Annotated in this window: 21 protein-coding genes; 12 read left to right on the top strand and 9 right to left on the bottom strand. The window is 61.6% G+C overall.

Translation table 11 applies throughout. From position 1 onward, the window contains the following. Positions 1 to 59 precede the first annotated feature (59 nt). Positions 60 to 785, top strand: coding sequence for an MBL fold metallo-hydrolase (locus tag CRO75_RS03990; RefSeq protein WP_097134491.1), 726 nt, complete (start codon positions 60 to 62; stop codon positions 783 to 785). A 72-nt stretch (positions 786 to 857) separates the two neighbouring features. Next, positions 858 to 1,109 (top strand): phosphopantetheine-containing protein, encoded by a 252-nt coding sequence (locus CRO75_RS03995; protein ID WP_007920673.1) that lies wholly within the window; start codon positions 858 to 860, stop codon positions 1,107 to 1,109. A 148-nt stretch (positions 1,110 to 1,257) separates the two neighbouring features. Here the strand turns inward: CRO75_RS03995 and CRO75_RS33510 are convergent, their stop codons facing one another. The 3 genes from CRO75_RS33510 to CRO75_RS04005 all read right to left on the bottom strand — a co-directional run bounded on the left by CRO75_RS33510 (position 1,258) and on the right by CRO75_RS04005 (position 3,553). Next, the gene (locus tag CRO75_RS33510) at positions 1,258 to 1,386 is read right to left on the bottom strand and encodes a PA1414 family protein (RefSeq protein ID WP_009042667.1); all 129 of its coding nucleotides are present in this window, start codon (positions 1,384 to 1,386) and stop codon (positions 1,258 to 1,260) included. A gap of 250 nt (positions 1,387 to 1,636) precedes the next feature. Next, a complete protein-coding gene (locus tag CRO75_RS04000) occupies positions 1,637 to 2,560 on the bottom strand; it encodes a DMT family transporter (protein WP_085530115.1) in 924 nt (307 codons plus the stop codon). A gap of 156 nt (positions 2,561 to 2,716) precedes the next feature. Further along, positions 2,717 to 3,553: a S1-like domain-containing RNA-binding protein gene (locus tag CRO75_RS04005; protein ID WP_023968236.1), complete on the bottom strand. Its 837-nt coding sequence runs from the start codon at positions 3,551 to 3,553 to the stop codon at positions 2,717 to 2,719. Between the two features lie 351 nt (positions 3,554 to 3,904). Here CRO75_RS04005 and CRO75_RS04010 point away from each other — a divergent pair, with 351 nt between their 5' ends. The 3 genes from CRO75_RS04010 (at position 3,905) to CRO75_RS04020 (ending at position 5,953) form a co-directional block, all read left to right on the top strand. Then, positions 3,905 to 4,093, top strand: a complete 189-nt coding sequence (locus tag CRO75_RS04010; protein WP_016702300.1) for a hypothetical protein — start codon at positions 3,905 to 3,907, stop codon at positions 4,091 to 4,093. Positions 4,094 to 4,290: 197 nt separating this feature from the next. Further along, positions 4,291 to 5,004, top strand: coding sequence for a TorF family putative porin (locus CRO75_RS04015; RefSeq protein ID WP_097134492.1), 714 nt, complete (start codon positions 4,291 to 4,293; stop codon positions 5,002 to 5,004). A 79-nt stretch (positions 5,005 to 5,083) separates the two neighbouring features. Continuing rightward, on the top strand, positions 5,084 to 5,953 hold the full coding sequence (locus tag CRO75_RS04020) for a DUF6279 family lipoprotein (protein ID WP_097134493.1): 870 nt from the start codon (positions 5,084 to 5,086) through the stop codon (positions 5,951 to 5,953). Positions 5,954 to 6,043: 90 nt separating this feature from the next. On the opposite strand, the gene CRO75_RS04025 is transcribed toward CRO75_RS04020, so the two are convergent. Then, positions 6,044 to 6,436, bottom strand: coding sequence for a hypothetical protein (locus CRO75_RS04025; RefSeq protein WP_062823295.1), 393 nt, complete (start codon positions 6,434 to 6,436; stop codon positions 6,044 to 6,046). A gap of 198 nt (positions 6,437 to 6,634) precedes the next feature. Between CRO75_RS04025 and CRO75_RS04030 the strand changes: the two genes are divergently transcribed. Together CRO75_RS04030 and CRO75_RS04035 are read left to right on the top strand one after the other, a co-directional pair. Then, on the top strand, positions 6,635 to 7,372 hold the full coding sequence (locus CRO75_RS04030) for a thioredoxin family protein (protein WP_007920657.1): 738 nt from the start codon (positions 6,635 to 6,637) through the stop codon (positions 7,370 to 7,372). A gap of 115 nt (positions 7,373 to 7,487) precedes the next feature. Then, positions 7,488 to 8,435: an AraC family transcriptional regulator gene (locus CRO75_RS04035; protein WP_097134553.1), complete on the top strand. Its 948-nt coding sequence runs from the start codon at positions 7,488 to 7,490 to the stop codon at positions 8,433 to 8,435. 33 nt (positions 8,436 to 8,468) lie between these two features. On the opposite strand, the gene CRO75_RS04040 is transcribed toward CRO75_RS04035, so the two are convergent. Then, the gene (locus CRO75_RS04040) at positions 8,469 to 8,960 is read right to left on the bottom strand and encodes a hypothetical protein (protein WP_143503885.1); all 492 of its coding nucleotides are present in this window, start codon (positions 8,958 to 8,960) and stop codon (positions 8,469 to 8,471) included. 209 nt (positions 8,961 to 9,169) lie between these two features. Between CRO75_RS04040 and CRO75_RS04045 the strand changes: the two genes are divergently transcribed. After that, the gene (locus CRO75_RS04045; protein WP_009042658.1) at positions 9,170 to 9,448 is read left to right on the top strand and encodes a hypothetical protein; all 279 of its coding nucleotides are present in this window, start codon (positions 9,170 to 9,172) and stop codon (positions 9,446 to 9,448) included. Between the two features lie 56 nt (positions 9,449 to 9,504). Here the strand turns inward: CRO75_RS04045 and CRO75_RS04050 are convergent, their stop codons facing one another. Continuing rightward, entirely contained in the window at positions 9,505 to 10,842 is a 1,338-nt protein-coding gene (locus tag CRO75_RS04050) for a DEAD/DEAH box helicase (RefSeq protein WP_007920640.1), read from the bottom strand. Between the two features lie 192 nt (positions 10,843 to 11,034). Here CRO75_RS04050 and CRO75_RS04055 point away from each other — a divergent pair, with 192 nt between their 5' ends. After that, on the top strand, positions 11,035 to 12,333 hold the full coding sequence (locus CRO75_RS04055) for a mechanosensitive ion channel family protein (RefSeq protein WP_097134495.1): 1,299 nt from the start codon (positions 11,035 to 11,037) through the stop codon (positions 12,331 to 12,333). Between the two features lie 39 nt (positions 12,334 to 12,372). Here CRO75_RS04055 and CRO75_RS04060 read toward each other — a convergent pair whose 3' ends face one another. From CRO75_RS04060 to CRO75_RS04070, 3 genes are all read right to left on the bottom strand, one after another. Then, on the bottom strand, positions 12,373 to 13,236 hold the full coding sequence (locus CRO75_RS04060) for a carboxylate/amino acid/amine transporter (protein ID WP_097134496.1): 864 nt from the start codon (positions 13,234 to 13,236) through the stop codon (positions 12,373 to 12,375). 395 nt (positions 13,237 to 13,631) lie between these two features. After that, the gene (locus CRO75_RS04065) at positions 13,632 to 14,231 is read right to left on the bottom strand and encodes an FMN-dependent NADH-azoreductase (RefSeq protein WP_097134497.1); all 600 of its coding nucleotides are present in this window, start codon (positions 14,229 to 14,231) and stop codon (positions 13,632 to 13,634) included. Between the two features lie 149 nt (positions 14,232 to 14,380). After that, positions 14,381 to 14,695 carry a hypothetical protein gene (locus tag CRO75_RS04070; protein ID WP_007920629.1) on the bottom strand — a complete coding sequence of 105 codons (315 nt, stop codon included), beginning with the start codon at positions 14,693 to 14,695 and terminating at the stop codon, positions 14,381 to 14,383. Between the two features lie 49 nt (positions 14,696 to 14,744). Between CRO75_RS04070 and CRO75_RS04075 the strand changes: the two genes are divergently transcribed. From CRO75_RS04075 to CRO75_RS04085, 3 genes are read left to right on the top strand one after another with little or no spacing between them, the layout of a single operon-like run. Continuing rightward, positions 14,745 to 15,668, top strand: a complete 924-nt coding sequence (locus CRO75_RS04075; RefSeq protein WP_007920628.1) for a LysR family transcriptional regulator — start codon at positions 14,745 to 14,747, stop codon at positions 15,666 to 15,668. A 43-nt stretch (positions 15,669 to 15,711) separates the two neighbouring features. Continuing rightward, positions 15,712 to 16,515 carry an alpha/beta hydrolase gene (locus CRO75_RS04080; protein WP_097134498.1) on the top strand — a complete coding sequence of 268 codons (804 nt, stop codon included), beginning with the start codon at positions 15,712 to 15,714 and terminating at the stop codon, positions 16,513 to 16,515. Between the two features lie 3 nt (positions 16,516 to 16,518). Further along, a complete protein-coding gene (locus CRO75_RS04085; protein WP_007920626.1) occupies positions 16,519 to 17,082 on the top strand; it encodes a peptidylprolyl isomerase A in 564 nt (187 codons plus the stop codon). The last annotated feature ends 153 nt before the right edge of the window (positions 17,083 to 17,235 follow it).

A 17,235-nucleotide genomic window follows, 5' to 3' on the forward strand; every position in this document is an offset into this window, starting at 1 on the left:
TCTTCGGCGGGTGCAGCGTCGGTGGCTGCACCCGTTTTTTTTCGCCTGGAGGAAAGCCGATGAAGATTGTCAGCCGCGACCGCTGGTTCGAAGTCAGAAGCCTGAGCGACGGGATTCGGCTGATCCACGAGCCCTATATCCGGCCGTTCTATCGCTGCAACCTGTGGCATATCCAGGGTCGCGACAGGGACCTGCTGCTGGACAGCGGCTCCGGCCTGGTCAGCTTGCGCGAACAGCTGCCCTGGCTCACCGAACGGCCCTTGCTGGCGGTGGCCAGCCATTGCCATTTCGACCATATCGCCGGGCATCACGAATTCCCCGAACGCCTGGTGCACCCGGCCGAAGCGCAGATCCTCGCCGCGCCCGACGGGGCCAATACCTTGTCGGCTGCCTTCGTTGGCGATGCGATGTTCGAAGCCCACCCGGATTGCCCGCTGTGCTACGCCGAATATCGGGTCAAGGCCGCCCCGGCGACGCGCCTGATCGAGGAAGGCGATGTGCTCGAGCTGGGCAACCGTAGCCTCCAGGTGCTGCATACGCCCGGCCACTCCCCCGGGGGTATCAGCCTCTGGGAAGCGGCTAGCGGCACCCTGTTCAGCGGCGACATCATCTACGACGGCCCGTTGGTCGAAGACGCCTATCACTCCAACCTGGAGGACTACGCCACCAGCCTGGAACGCCTGTACGAGCTGCCGGTGCGTACCGTGCACGGCGGCCATTTCGGCAGTTTTTCGGGAACGCAGCTGCGCACGATGATCGAGGATTGGATCCGCCGGCACCCCTGAAGCTGTGCTGTACTGCACACAATCGCGCCCGTTTCAAAGACCATGCGCAGGCCCCTGGCGAAAAGAGCCAAGATGAAAAGAGCCGAAGTCCGACAAGCCGTGCATGACTTCATCAGCCGCCTGCTCGATGGCAACGACGGATTTGCCGACGATGTGAGCCTGCAGGAGCTGGGGTTGGACAAGCAGGATATCGAGGACCTGATCTTCCACCTGGAAGATCAGTTTGGGCTGACCGCCTTCACCCACGAAGAAGACCAGATGCTCAAGGCGGCGAACAGCGCCAATGACTTGAGCCGGTTTCTGCTGAAGATTTCACGGCACTGAAGATTCCATGGCGCCAAGCACCATGGGCGGGTTGCGAGTGGACGGATTTGGATCAGAAGGCGGCAACCGTTCGCGAGTAAACCTGCCCTCGCGCGGCTGAAACGTGACGGGAGCAGGCTGGATGCCTGCCCCATTCCCGAGCCGATGGTTAGCGGCGGCGCTGTTGCCGACGCCGTTGTTCGTCGTCTGTGCGGATTGGCACCGGCTGCAATGGCGGCTCGATCAGCCCCAGTGCGACCCCGAGGTCGTGAAGCCAGTTTTGCAGTTTCTCTTTCATAATGCCCCCCTTAAGGGTCGTGCGTGGCGGCTGGGTTCTGAAGCCGCGTAGCTCTGATAATAGCGCTAACTTTCGCCCAGTGCTCCCCCCGGATAGCAATGATCTGTTACCGGATTAATCCGAATCAGCCAGCCCGTTTCAGGCCCTCGTCCGCAGCGCTGACCGTTGATCGGCCTGCCGCTAGCGGGTGTCTTGCCGTCGAGGCGAAATCCGCTTGCCCGGGATACCACGCCACCGCCTGAACCTGGGGTTACAACAGGTTGCGAATCCGCCTGCGCAGCCACTGTTCGGCGCTGACGAAGGTGATGCCCAGCAACACCAGCACCGCGCCGATGACGAAATTGAGGCTCAGGGGTTCGCCCAGTAACAGGACCCCGAAGGTGACACCGAACAGCGGCGTCATGAAGGAAAACACTGCCAGATTGGCGGCCAGGTAACGGCGCAGCAACCAGAACCAGGTCAGGTAGCTGAAAAAGGACACCACCAGCCCCTGGAACAGCACGCTGGCCACCGCCACCGGGGTCAGGCTGATATGAGTGGCCTGGCCGCTCAGCGCGGCGATCAGCAGCAGGCCGACAAAACCGACGATCAGCTGATAGAACAGGGTCAGGGTCGCTGGCGCCTCGGACAAGCGCGACGCGCGCACCACCACCGTGGTCGCGCCCCAGGCCAGGCCGGCCAGCACGCCCAGGGCGTCGCCAAGCAGCATGCGCGTGTCCAGGTTATCCAGCGAAATGCCGCCGGCGAAGGCCACGCCAATACCGATGAACGCCAGCAGAATCCCCAGCCACTGCAAGGGCCTGAGGCGCTCGCTGGGCAGCAGCCAGTTCACCCCCAGCGCAGTGAAGATCGGCGCGGTATAGAGAAACACCGACATGTGCGCCGCGCTGGTGAGCTTGAGCCCTTCGGCGATAAACAGGAACTCCAGGCCGAACAGGCTGCCGGCCAGCAAACCACCGCGCCAGGTACTGCCGATCTGCGACCAGCCGCCCTTCCAGCACATCAGCAAGGCCACCAGCAGCGCCGAAATGCCCGAACGCGCGGCCGCCTGCATCACCGGCGCGATATCCGCCGCGGCCCACTTGATCATCACCTGCTGCACGCCCCAGATCAGGCACAGCCCCAACATCACTTGCAGTGCAAAACCGTCGGCGCTGCGCCGCTCGATGCTCACCGCAGCCCCTCGGGCAGATTCATAGACATGGCAGTTACTCGACAGAAACGACAAAGCCCCGGAACCGGTCCGGGGCGAAGAATGGATGTGCTGTCGATTATCAACCAAACGGATAGAAAAACACGCCCGAAAAAGAGCTTCGAGAGAACGAAATACTCAGGTCAGTTCAATGCGATCGGCATGAATAACGATCTGGCCATTCTTGTACAAGGCACCGATGGCCTTCTTGAAGTTGCCCTTGCTGACGCCGAACAGGCCACTGATCACCGTCGGATCGCTCTTGTCGCTGACCGGCAAGGTGCCATTGTTTTCGCGCAACTTGGCGAGGATCTTCGCGTTCAGGCTGCTGGCCAGTTCTTCGCCCACCGGTTGCAGGCTGAGGCTGATCTTGCCGTCGGCGCGGATCTCTTTAATGAAGCCCTTTTCCTGTTTGCCCGGACGCAGGAACTTGAACACTTCGTTCTTGTGGATCAGGCCCCAGTGCTTGTTGTTGATGATCGCCTTGAAGCCCATGTCGGTGCTCTCGGCCACCAGCAGATCGACTTCCTGGCCGACCTTGTAGGTTACCGGAGCCTTGTCCAGGTAGCGGTCCAGACGGGCCGTGGCGGTGATACGACGGGTGTGTTTGTCGAGGTAGACGTGCACCACGCAATACTCGCCGGCGGTCAGCTGGCGCTTTTCCTCGGAGTACGGCAGCAGCAGGTCCTTGGGCAGGCCCCAGTCGAGGAACACACCGATACTGTTAACTTCCACGACTTTAAGGCTGGCGAATTCACCGACTTGAACTTTTGGTTTTTCGGTAGTTGCAATTAACTTGTCGGCGCTATCCAGATAAACGAAAACATTCAACCAGTCTTCATCTTCACTGGGAATGTCCTTGGGAATATAACGATTGGGCAGCAATATTTCGCCATCCGCCCCGCCGTCCAGATATAAACCGAAGTTAGTGTGTTTAACCACTTGCAAACTGTTGTAGCGCCCGACTAAAGCCATTTCCAATACCCTCATTGCGTGGGCGGCATTCTACCCGGTTTTCCGCTCCTGGTTGGCCCGCGTCGCCGGATAGCAGCGGATATTTTCCTGAATGCCTTGATTTTTATGGCTTTGCGCCAGCAACCGGTTCCGCCCGTCAGGCCAGCCGGCAGCGACTTTGGCCTCAGCGCCGCCGAGCAAGCCTTTCTTTTTGCCATTGTCTTTATTTAAAACAGCAGCTTATGGGGATATTCCCGAGATCAACTTAGGATTATTCGGGAGTTTTCCACTGTTATTCCAGGAGGATATTTACCAAGCAATTGTCAAGCATTTCATGTATGATGGCTGGCCAAATTAATTTTCTGAAGGTTAATGGCCGCCATGCGTGTAAAAGCATCCAACAGCAAAGCAAAGCCAGCTCCAGCCGTTGAAACCAGCGAATCGATCAACGATCAGATTGCTGCTTTCCTGAAATCCGGTGGCGAGATCCAGCAAATTGCCAAAGGCGTCAGCGGCCAGACTTTCGGCCCGTCCAAGCAGATCAGCCTGGGCAAGAAGTAATCCCCCCGCAATACCTCCTGGTCCCTATGCGCTTTGAGCCTCAAAGCGCTAGGACTAGAGTTCTGACTCCTCCCCTCCCGTAAAAATCGACGAACGGCCCTCATCCCCGAGGTTTCGCCGGTATCCTTTCACACGTCTAGATCGAGCATTCCAGTAGGTTCCGCGGTTCCTGCTCCTCGCGTTTCATGGAGTGAAGCATGCTCAAACCCTCTCATGTGCTGCTTGCCAGCCTTCTCGCCAGCCCCTTGGTCCAGGGGCAGATCTTCCAGCGCGAACTGGGGGACTTCGACCTCAAGCTCAGCAGCACCCCGAGCCGCAGCATGGCCCAGGGCCTGGTCAAACCCTCGGCCACCGGCTCGTTCCATGGTGGCCTGGACCTGACCCATGACAGCGGCTGGGACATCGGCCAGTGGTCGCCGAGCATGGGCCTGGGCGAGAGCGACCTGGAAGTGGACTCCTACCTGGGCTTCAAGCGCCCCGTCGATCAGACCCTGGGTTATGAGGTGGGGATGATCCAGTACAACTACCCGCAACTGGCCCCGCAGGACAGCCAGGAGTTCTATGGCGGCTTGACGCTGCTGGGCAGCCGCTTCGGCGCCGCGTTCAGCCAGGAACCGGACAAGCGCAACAGCACCCTGTTCGCCGACCTGGGCGGCAACCAGCCCTTCGGCATTGGCGTCAGCATCAAGTACACCACTCATCAGCTGGGCAACCCGGTTTCGGTGAGCAGCGGCTACGTCAGCAGCTTCAACGACTGGTCGATCAAGTTCTCCCGCCCTTGGATGGGCATCGACCTGAAACTGATCTACAGCGACTCCAACCTCAACGGCAGCGATTGTTCGGCCTATTCTGGACATAACGCGCAATGCGACGGTCTGCTCACCTTCAAGGCCGAGCATTCGTTCTATTGAGCGGCTGAACTGCCGGAAGCTTTCCGGGTTCAGATAAGAAACCCATGCTTACAAACCCAAGCCTTCGCAAGGACTTGCCATGTCGCGCCGGCTGCAACACCTCACCCTGCTACTGCTGCTGAGCCTGGTGCTGACCTCCTGCAATCGTGTCGGCCTGGCTTACCGCAACCTCGATGTAATCATTCCCTGGACGCTCAATGACTACCTGGAAATGAACCGCGAGCAGAAAATCTGGTTCAACCAGCGCCTCAAGGAACACCTGAGCTGGCACTGCAGCACGCAATTGCCTGGCTACCTGGACTACCTGGACCGTCTGCAGCAGATGGTCGCACGCAATCAGGTCAACGATGCCGAGCTGCAAGAGCTCACCCGCGGAGCCAAGCAGGCCATTGCCCAGACCGCCCGCGCGATCGCGCCTTCGGCCATCGAGTTGTTGCGAGGCCTGGATGATCAACAGGTCGCGGAAATGAAGGCGGCCTTCGCCAAGGACATGCGCCAACGTCGCAGCAAATACCTCAAGCCACCACTGGAGCAACAGATCAGGCTGCGTGCCGAACGCATGGACAAGCGCCTGAATACCTGGCTCGGCGCCCTCACTCCCGAGCAGACCCAGCGGGTGACGGACTGGTCAACGTCCCTCGGCGAACAGAACCAGCTCTGGCTCGCCAATCGGGCCAACTGGCAGGCGCAGTTCAGCGCCGCGCTGGAGCAACGCCAGAACAGCGACTTCGACAGACGCATCGAGCGCCTGCTGGTGGATCGCGAAAGCTTCTGGACACCGGCTTATCGCCAGGCCTACACCAACAGCGAACAGGCGATGCGCAGCCTGCTGGTGGACGTGATGGCCAACAGCACGCCAGCCCAGCGCGAGCATCTGCGCAACAAGCTGCAGAACGTGCGCGATGAGTTCGAAGCGTTGAAATGCATGAAGAAGGTACGCCAGGAGTAACACCTGGCGCGCGTCTTGCGCCAACGCGTTCGCTGCTGCAAGGCATATTCCCCGCAGCAGCGAACTTGCTCGCGATGTTCTTGATACCCCTCAGGCAATCTGCGCCTTGCTGGCCAGCTCATCGAAAACCGCCGGTTCCAGCGCATCGGCCTGTTCGTCCAGCACCTGGCGCGGGTGATCGTTGCCCGGAATGCAGCTGTCGATCATGCACAGCAGGCTGGAACCGCGCGGCGTCAGCCTGAAGTTCTCGCCATTGCCGCCTTCTTCCTCGGGACGCGGCTCGATGAAACCCCGGTCCAGCAACAGTTTTTCGTACTCGGCGGCGGTGCTTTTCAGCTCATCCAGATTGCCCGTGGATTCACCCTCGGCCGCCTTGGCCGCGGCATGCTGCTCGGCATAGGGTCGCGGCGTGAAGCTGTGGCCCGCGCCGTTCTGCACCTCATGCAACAATCGTTCGATCAGATCCCAGTTATAAGTCGCCATCCTGTTCTGCCTCCATTCATGAAAGAGAGATGCCTGTACCCAGGTTGTGACAAACGCCACCTATGGCCGTTCAGCAGCATCGAGCAGGCGGGCGACCGTTGGGCGGAACCGTCCGGCGGCTGTCGATTTGCCCGCGGGCGAAACGACTAGCCTGTGTAGGCACTGTCGCCGCGCACCTTTGCCGCAGGAGAAGACGTCATGCACCTCAACGATCATCCGGTCGTATCCCGGGAACAATGGATACAGGCCCGCAAGCAGCACCTGATTCACGAAAAGGCGTTCACCCGCCAACGCGACCAGCTCAGCGCCGAGCGGCGTGCCCTGCCCTGGGTGAAAATCGACAAGCCCTACCGCTTCCAGGGCCCCCACGGCGAACTGAGCCTGGCCGACCTGTTCGGCGATCGCAGCCAGCTGGTGGTCTACCACTTCATGTTCGCCGAAGGCTGGGACGAAGGTTGCCCGGGCTGCTCCTTCCTCTCCGATCACATCGACGGCGCCAACCAGCACCTGGCCCACCACGATATCGCGCTGGTGGCGGTGTCCCACGCGCCCTTCGCCGAGTTCCAGGCGTTCAAGCGGCGCATGGGCTGGAAGTTCGATTGGGTTTCGTCCGCAGGCTGTGATTTTAACTACGACTTCGGGGTCTGCGCCCGGGCCGACGAGGTCGCCGCCGGCACCGCCACCTACAACTACGAAAAAACCGACGGCGCCGAGGAAGAGCTGCCTGGCCTCAGCGTGTTCTATCGCAATGAAGCCGGTGAGATCTTCCACACCTACTCCACCTACGCCCGTGGCCTGGACCTGCTGGTGGGGGCCTACAACTACCTGGACCTGACGCCCAAGGGGCGCAACGAAGAACAGATCATGGACTGGGTCAGGCACCATGATCGTTATGACGACAAACCGGCCGCCAGTTGCTGCCATGGCGGGTCCTGAGCGCCGGACCGCGATCGCGGGCCTGCAGGAGCCGGCTCGCGATCATGTTCGTCCGGCCGGCGGAAAAAACCGCCCGGCACAAACCCGTGGCCTGCCCCCGGCTAAACTTGGCTCCATGAGCCCCGCCTACCACAGCCTCCACGAATACACCCAACGCATGAACCGGGTGCTGGAGCATATCGACCAACACCTGGACCAGCCGCTGGAGCTGGCGGAACTCGCGCAGGTCGCACATTTTTCGCCCTTTCACTTTCATCGCCTGTTCACCGCCTGGGTCGGCGAAACCCTGGGCGATTACCTGCGCCGACGCCGCCTGGCCTGTGCCGCCTATCAGTTAGCCAGCCATCCAGAAATGAGCATTCTCGACGTGGCCCTGGAAGTAGGCTTCAGCTCCGGCGAAGCGTTCTCCCGGGCGTTCAAGCAGCATTTCTCGGTCACGCCGAGCACCTGGCGCAGCATCGAACCCAAACGCTGGCACCGCCGCCTCAGCGACGTCCGCGAACGGCGCCTGCGGGAATTGAGCAATCCTGATCAGACGCACATCCCGGCCTTCGACGATCCTGACGCCTTCATTCACCTGAAGGAGCCTTTGATGAACGTCACCCTCAAGGAACTGCCACCGGTCCGCGTCGCCTACCTGCGTTATATCGGCCCCTACGGGCCGGGCATCGGCACCTTCTGGCGCGACACCGTCGCCCCCTGGATGGTCGAAAACGGCCTGTTGGGCCGCGTGCGCTACGGCATCGGCCACGACGATCCCTACGTCACCCCACCCGAAAAATGCCGCTACGACGCCTGCGTCGAAGTCCCCGACGACTTCAAGGCCAGCGCCCCCGCCGTCGTCACCACCCTGCTCGGCGGCCTCTACGCCATCGCCCATTACCAAGGCAAAGGCCCCGACATCGCCGGCGCCTGGACCGAACTGTGCCGCGACTGGCTGCCCAAGAGCGGCATGCAATTCGACGCCCGACCGGCGTTCGAGCGCTATCCGGTGGACGCGAAATACGACATGAAGACGGGGGAACTTGAGTGTGAGATCTGTATTCCGGTGAAGGCGTTGTAAATCATACCGACAGGCGTCAGCCACCAAGGCGGTTCAAGAATTTCCGTTTTCATCAACCGAGGAGGAGATCGGGGGCTCCTCCTCCCATGGCAAGACCAGGGCCGCGGCCACCAGAGCGGTCAGAAAACACCCGGCGAACGCCGCCAGCGACCACCCGAAGTGCTCGAGCCCCCATTGCTTGTCCAGCAGGGCAACGATGGTGAGAATCCAGCCTCCTCCCAAGATCCCGCCGGCCAATGCCGTCTGCACCAGCCCACTCCGGTTCTTGTGCAACTGGCGCCAAACCACCAGCAGGGCAAGCAACAGCGCTGGAATGGCGAACAGCAACTGAGCCACGAAAGGCCCACTGATCAAGGCGCCAAACGCACCGGCGCCCCCCATTTCACCGATTATTCTCGGGTTGGAAGCCATCTGATAGATCGTCACGACCATCATCACCAAACCTCCCACCACACCGCCAATCAAGGGGCACAAAAGAATGCCCAGCAGTACCTTCAACCAGGGGTATTTGGAGGTTCCCTTCACCGACATGCTCCTTGAACGATTTGAACAGCCCCCAGACATAGGGCCAGCAAAGATATCAACAGGCCATTATTTTCACAGCCTCATTCCATCCCGTACTGAAAACGCAGCAAGGGGATAAGCCGGGAGGCCGCCCACCGTAAAACTCTGAACTTTTAACCTGCGCGGCCCCTCAACCTTCATAAACCCCTGCCCTGAAGCCGAGACTTGCCATGAACGCATTAGTACGTCCGCTCGTCATCGCCACCACCCTGCTCTGCACCCTGCCTGCCTGGGCCTGCACTCTCGACGAGGCCACCGCCAAGCGTGAGCAACTGGCCCAGGAAGTGGCCAGGCTCACCGAGCAGAACCCGGCCAAGGCCAAGGAAATCAACGACGAATTGCAGAAGATGGACCTGAGCACGGCCAGCAAGGATCTGCCGGACAAGTGCCAGTTGATCGACCAGCGCCTGAAGGAGCTGGGCGCGGCCGAGAAGAAGGCCGACAGCTGATCGCCGGCCAATAAAAAGCCCGGACAGGGTCCGGGCTTTTTCTGTTGCGCTACGGCTTATTCGGCAGCCGGTGCTGGCTTGCGGCGCTTGAGCGGCGCCATGCCGTCCTGGCTGACCAGGGCATCGCTTTTCGGCCGGTTAGCGGTCTTGCGCTTGGTCGGGGCCTTGGCCGCGGTTTTTTTCTTGTCGCCCTTGGCGTCGGTCTTTTTCTTCTTCACGCCCGCGGCCTTGCCGGAGGCCTTGACCTTCTTCGGCCCGCCGTAGGTGCCTTTGACTTCCTTGATGGTGCGGCGCTCGAAGTTCTGCTTGAGGTAGCGCTCGATGCTCGACATCAGGTTCCAGTCGCCATGGCAGATCAGCGAGATGGCCAGGCCGTCGTTGCCGGCACGCCCGGTACGGCCGATGCGGTGCACGTACTCGTCGCCGCTGCGCGGCATGTCGAAGTTGATCACCAGGTCCAGGCCATCGACGTCCAGGCCGCGGGCGGCGACGTCGGTGGCGACGAGGATTTTCACCCCACCCTGCTTCAGACGGTCGATGGCCAGTTTGCGGTCCTTCTGGTCTTTCTCACCGTGCAGGACGAACGCCTTGTACTCCTGGGCCACCAGGCGGCCGTAGATACGGTCGGCCATGGCGCGGGTGTTGGTGAAGACGATGGCCTTCTGGTAGGTCTCGTTGGCCAGCAGCCAGTTGACGATCTGCTCTTTGTGCTGATTGTGGTCGGCGGTGATGATCTGCTGGCGGGTGGTGTCGTTCAGCTGGCTGACCGCGTTGAGCTGCAGGTGCTCAGGGTTGTTCAGGACCTTGGCGACCATCTCGCGCAGGCCCGAGCCGCCGGTGGTGGCGGAGAACAGCATGGTCTGCTGCCGGTTCGGGCACTCGTCCACCAGGCGCTGCACGTCGTCGGCAAAGCCCATGTCGAGCATGCGGTCGGCTTCGTCGAGGACCAGCACTTCCACTTCTTTCAAATCGAGGTTGCCGGCGTTCAGTTGCTCGATCAGGCGGCCCGGGGTGCCGATCAGGATGTCCGGCACCTTGCGCAGCATCGCGGCCTGGACCTTGAAGTCTTCGCCACCGGTGATCAGGCCGGCCTTGATGAAGGTGAACTGCGAGAAGCGTTCGACTTCCTTCAGGGTCTGCTGCGCCAGTTCGCGGGTCGGCAGCAGGATCAGGGTCTTGATGCTGACGCGGATCTTCGCCGGGCCGATCAGGCGATTGAGAATCGGCAGGACGAATGCGGCGGTCTTGCCGCTGCCGGTCTGTGCCGTCACCCGCAGGTCACGCCCCTGGAGCGCGAGCGGAATGGCCGCTGCCTGCACAGGCGTTGGCTCGACAAATTTAAGCTCGGCCACGGCTTTGAGCAGGCGTTCGTGCAGGGCGAATTGGGAAAACACGGGTGCTACCTCGAAGATATGCAAAAAAACAGCTGCATAGGGTAACGGTTTCGGGCGCGAAGGCCGAGTTTCTTTCACGCAAACCTCGGTAAACAATTGGTTTTTGTCAGCGATTCGTCCTTAACGGTAACTTTCGACGGCTTAAATGTTCTAATCGATCTGTCTCGTCTCATAGAGGAAGCTTCTGACCCCATGGATTTCAAACAGCTCTGGCTCAACGTTCAAGACCTCTGGGGGGCGCTCGATGAGCACCCGCTCCTGCATTCCAGCCTGGCCCTGGTCATCCTGCTGGTGGTGGCGCTGCTCGTCGGACGAGTGGCGCGCTACCTGATCCTGCACGCGGTCAAGCTGCTCGGCCGCCAGCCGTCCCTGCACTGGCTCAACGACCTGCGCCAGAACAAGGTGTTCCATCGCCTGGCGCAGATGACCCCGTCGCTGGTGGTCCAGTTCGGCCTGCACCTGGTGCCGGAGCTGAGCAAGACCAGCCTGGTGTTCCTCGGCAACCTGGCCCTGGCCTTCACCATCCTGTTCCAGGTGCTGGCCATCAGCGCCCTGCTCAACGCCCTGCTGGACATCTACGCGCGCACCGAACACGCGCGTACCCGTTCGATCAAGGGTTATGTGCAACTGGCGAAGATGGTGCTGTTCGTGTTCGGCGCGATCATCATCGTCGCCACCCTGATCGACCGCTCGCCGCTGCTGCTGTTGTCCGGCCTCGGCGCCATGTCGGCGGTGATCCTGTTGGTCTACAAGGACACCCTGCTGTCGTTCGTCGCCAGCGTGCAGCTGACCAGCAACGACATGCTGCGGGTCGGCGACTGGATCGAAATGCCCCAGGTCGGCGCCGACGGCGATGTGGTGGATATCACCCTGCATACGGTCAAGGTGCAGAACTTCGACAAGACCATCGTCTCGATCCCTACCTGGCGCCTGATGTCCGAGTCGTTCAAGAACTGGCGCGGCATGCAGCAGTCCGGCGGCCGGCGGATCAAGCGCAGCCTGTACATCGACGCCAGCGGCGTGCGTTTCATCAACGATGAGGAAGAGACGCGCCTGGGCAAGGTCCACCTGCTCACCGACTACATCAGTCGCAAGCAGGCCGAGCTCAAGAGCTGGAACGAAGCCCAGGGCAATGTCGCCGCCATGTCGGCCAACCGCCGCCGCATGACCAACCTGGGGACCTTCCGCGCCTATGCCCTGGCGTACCTCAAGAGTCATCCGGACATCCAGCCGAACATGACCTGCATGGTCCGCCAGATGCAGACCACCGCCCAGGGCATTCCGCTGGAAATCTACTGCTTCACCCGCACCACGGCGTGGACCGACTACGAGCGTATCCAGGGCGATATCTTCGATTACCTGCTGGCGGTGATGCCGGAGTTCGGCCTGAGCCTGTATCAACAGCCGAGCGGCAACGACCTGCGCGCCGGCCTGCTGCCGGCGGTGCTGGGCGCCAGCCATATCCCCGAAGTGGAAAAACGCGCGTTGTAACCCTGCCGATCGCCCCGTTCCCCGGGGCGATCCCCCCTCTTATTCTGCTGGAGCAGCTTTTGTGCCGCGACGGCTGATCCACACCGCAGCCAGAATCACCAGCGCCCCCAGGAACAGGCGCCCCAGTTCTTCGTGCTGGTTCCAGATCAACAGGTTGATCAGCAGCCCCACCGGCACATGCAGGTTGTTCATCACCGCCAGGGTCGCGGCATTGACCAGGCAGGCGCCCTTGTTCCACCAGTACAGCCCCAGCGCGGTGGACACCAGCCCGAGAAACAGCAGCACCGCCCATTGCAACGGCGCTTCGGGCAGGAAGTCCGGCTTGCCGAACAGCAGGAAAGCCGGTAGCACCACCAGCAACGCCCCCAGGTAGAAGTAGCCGAAACGCCGGTAATGCGGCAGGTCGCTCGGATGGCGCGCCACCAGGTGCTTGTACAGCACCTGCCCGGCGGCGTAGGTGAAGTTGGCCAGTTGCAGCAGCAAAAAGCCCATGAAGAAGTCCGGGCTGATGCGGTCGTAGCGGATCACCGCCGCCCCGGCCACCGCCACCAGCGCCGCCAGCAGGCCCCAGGGGTTGAAGCGGCGGTTGAGCGCGTCCTCGATCAGGGTCACGTGCAGCGGTGTGAGGATGGTGAACAGCAGCACCTCCGGCACCGTCAGCACGCGGAAACTCAGATACAGGCAGACATAGGTCACGCCGAACTGCAAGGCGCCGATCAGCAGCATGCCGCGCATGAACGCCGGCTCCACCTGGCGCCAGCGGGTCAGCGGGATGAACACCAGCCCGGCCAGCAGTACCCGGACCAGCACCGCGAAGTAACTGTCGACATGCCCGGCCAGGTATTCGCCGATCAGGCTGAAGGAAAACGCCTGGATCAGCGTGACAAAAAGTAGATAGCCCATTGCTCGCCTCGTCTTGAAGAGGCGGCGACGATAGCGGTTTGCCCCACCCGACGCAAAACACCTCGCCTCCCTATGCCGAGCCCTGCGAGGCGGCGATCGATGGCGTAGCCATCGCCACACCAGGCACCGCGCAGTTCCTGACACATCGCGGTCGTTGGGTTTGCGGCTGCTACGTCGGAATGCCGCCCAACCCGATCGCAGCCTCGCCGGAGCTCGGCAGCGGCTACAGAAGCATCAAAAAACGCGGGCAAAAAAAAGCCCGATCTCGCAAAGCGTTCAATCGGGCAGGAGCACTCAGGAGCAACAAGTGCAAAGGGAGGTTCGATGCGCAAACAAACTTGAAGGGGAGCGCAGGGCCTACTAGACCACTGCGCGATTATCTGGCGATTAACGGATCAGGCGACCTGGGCCAGTTTGGCGTTGGCCTGGTTCAGGCCCTTCTCCTGGAAGTCGCCGCCCAGGTTCATGCCTTCGGCGTGAATGAACTCGACGTCGTGGATCCCGATGAAACCCATCACCTGGCGCAGGTAAGGTTCCTGGTGGTCCGCGGTGCTACCGGCGTAGATGCCGCCACGGGCGGTCAGTACATAGGCGCGCTTGCCGTTGAGCAGGCCCTGGGGACCGGTTGCGGTGTACTTGAAGGTCACACCGGCACGCAGCACGTGGTCCAGCCAGGCCTTGAGGGTGCTCGGGATGGCGAAGTTGTACATCGGCGCGGCCATCACCAGCACATCGGCGGCCAGCAGTTCGTCGGTCAGTTCGTTGGAGCGCTGCAGCGAGGCCTCTTCGATCTCGTTGCGCTGCCCGGCGGGTTTCATCCAGCCGCCCAGCAGGTTGATGTCCAGGTGCGGCACCGGGGTTACCGCCAGGTCACGCACGGTGATCTGGTCGCCCGGGTGGGCCGCTTGCCATTGCTTGATGAAGGTCTGGGTCAGCTGACGGGAAACGGAACCCTGCTGGCGGGCACTGCTTTCGATGATCAGAACGCGGGACATGGGATGTAGCCTCCATCGGGAATGCTGTAGGTCGATGGAGCGCAGATTAAACAGAGTCATATCGATGAAAAAGCGCAAATAACTGCTATAACCAATCAATAAATTCGTTTATAAGCGGAGCAGGTCGCGCACCCTGCTCCGCTTTGCGCTTATTTGGCGGTACAGGTCAGGTCGATGCGCAGCTTGATGATGCTGCGGTTGAACTTGGCCGTGGCGTTCTTGAACTTGCCGGCCGCCACTTCCACCTTGCGCGTGCGCGGGGCTTCGGGACCGTTGCGAAAGACCACCGTGCAGGCGGCGTCGGTGGTGCCGTAGTTGTTCACCTGGATCGAACCGATGTCGGCATCGGTGTCGTAGGCGGTGTAGTCGATGCTCACGCCTTCGAGGTGTTTCTTCACGTCGATGGGATAGGCGAACGCACTGAGCGGCAGCAGGGCCAGCAACACACAACAGAATTTTCTCATTCGGCAGTCTCCAATAAGGAGCGCCAGCTTAGGACAAGAGGAGCTCCTCATGAAAGCGCCCCGCGTTACCCTCGATCAATGGCGAACGCTGCAGGCCGTGGTCGACCACGGCGGCTTCGCCCAGGCGGCCGAAGCGCTGCACCGTTCGCAATCCTCTGTCAGTTACACCGTGGCGCGCATGCAGGACCAACTGGGCGTACCGCTGCTGCGTATCGATGGGCGCAAGGCCGTGCTCACCGAGGCCGGCGGCGTATTGCTGCGCCGCTCGCGGCAACTGGTGAAACAGGCCAGCCAGCTGGAAGACCTGGCCCACCACATGGAACAGGGCTGGGAAGCCGAAGTGCGCCTGGTGGTGGACGCCGCCTACCCCAGCGCGCGCCTGGTCCGCGCCCTGACTGCCTTCATGCCGCAAAGCCGTGGCTGCCGGGTACGCCTGCGCGAAGAAGTGTTGTCCGGGGTCGAAGAGGTGCTGCTCGAAGGCGTGGCCGACCTGGCCATCAGTGGCTTCAATATCTCCGGCTACCTGGGCACGGAAATGAGCTCGGTGGAGTTCGTCGCCGTGGCCCACCCGGAACACGCCCTGCACCGTCTGAACCGCGAGCTGAACTTCCAGGACCTGGAAAGCCAGCTGCAGGTGGTGATCCGCGACTCCGGCCGCCAACAGCCGCGGGACGTCGGCTGGCTCGGCGCCGAACAGCGCTGGACCGTCGGCAGCCTGGCCACCGCCGCCACCTTCGTCGGCAGCGGCCTGGGCTTTGCCTGGCTGCCACGGCATATGATCGAACGCGAACTCCGGGAGGGCCTGCTCAAGGTGCTACCGTTGGACCAGGGCGGCAGCCGCCACCCGACCTTCTACCTGTATTCGAACAAGGACAAACCCCTGGGCCCGGCCACGCAGATCCTCGTCGAGCTGCTGCGCACCTTCGACACCGCGCCGCTGGACGCGCCGTTCGCCGCCCCGGAACAAGCCTGACCCCGTACTTGAACCCTCCACGCGCCTGAACAGGAATTCAGCCATGGCCTATTTCGAACACGAAGGATGCACCCTGCACTATGAGGAATACGGCCATGGCGAACCGCTGGTGCTGGTCCACGGGCTCGGCTCCAGCACCCGTGACTGGGAAAAGCAGATCGCCGAGCTGTCCGCCCGTTACCGCCTGATCCTGCCCGACGTGCGCGGCCATGGTCGCTCCGACAAACCTCGTGGGCCCTACAGCATCGCCGGTTTCAGCGCCGATCTGGTCGCTCTGCTGGAGCACCTGAACCTGTCGCGGGTGCATCTGGTGGGCCTGTCCATGGGCGGCATGATCGCCTTCCAGGTCGCGGTGGATCAGCCCGGGCTGCTGAAAAGCCTGTGCATCGTCAACAGCGCACCCGAGGTGAAGATCCGCAGCGCCAACGACGCCTGGCAATGGTTCAAGCGCTGGAGCCTGATGCGCCTGCTGAGCCTGGAAACCATCGGCATTGCCCTGGCCGGCAAATTGTTCCCCCTACCTGCGCAGGCCGAGCTGCGGCAAAAGATGGCCGAGCGCTGGGCAAAAAACGACAAACGTGCTTATCTCGCAAGCTTCGATGCCATCGTTGGCTGGGGGGTCCAGGAACGACTTTCGCAAGTCGCCTGTCCAACCCTGGTCATCAGCGCCGACCGTGACTACACCCCGGTCGCACTGAAAGAAAGTTATGTGAAACTGCTGCCCGACGGACGCCTGGTGGTGATCGCCGATTCGCGTCACGCCACGCCGCTGGACCAGCCGCAACGCTTCAACCAAACCCTGCTCGAGTTTTTAACCGCAGTCGACACCACCACCCAGGATCACTGACCCATGCTGAAAAAAATCGCCCTCGTCGCCGGCTCCGTTCTGTTCGCTGCCAACCTGATGGCCGCCCAACCGGCCAAGGCGCCTCACGTCCTGCTGGACACCAGCTTCGGCAAGATCGAAGTCGAACTGGACCCGGTCAAGGCCCCGATCTCCAGCAAGAACTTCCTCGACTACGTCGACAGTGGCTTCTACACCAACACCATCTTTCACCGGGTGATCCCGGGCTTCATGGTCCAGGGCGGCGGCTTCACTCCGCAGATGGTGCAGAAGGAAACCCGCGACCCGATCAAGAACGAAGCCAGCAACGGCCTGCATAACGTACGTGGCACCCTGTCCATGGCCCGCACCTCGAACCCGAACTCGGCCACCAGCCAGTTCTTCATCAACGTCGCCGACAACGCCTTCCTCGATCCGGGTCGCGATGCCGGTTACGCGGTGTTCGCCAAAGTGGTGAGCGGCATGGACGTGGTCGACCAGATCGTCAATTCGCAGACCACCACCAAACAAGGCATGCAGAACGTGCCGATCGACCCCGTGCTAATCAAGTCGGCCAAGCGCATCGACTAGGCTCTGGACGGAAAGTGGCTGCGCTCGGCCATGCAGCGTTAAAAACAGGCTCGGAATGCTCATTTAGGCCCCTAAACTCCGCTTCCTCGCCTGTTTTTGCCTTGCCTGACCTTCGCTCGCCGACTTTTCGTACAGAGCCCAAGGCTTAGCCGG

The organism is Pseudomonas sp. LAMO17WK12:I10 (assembly GCF_900215185.1).
Classification (GTDB): Bacteria; Pseudomonadota; Gammaproteobacteria; order Pseudomonadales; family Pseudomonadaceae; genus Aquipseudomonas; species Aquipseudomonas chlororaphis.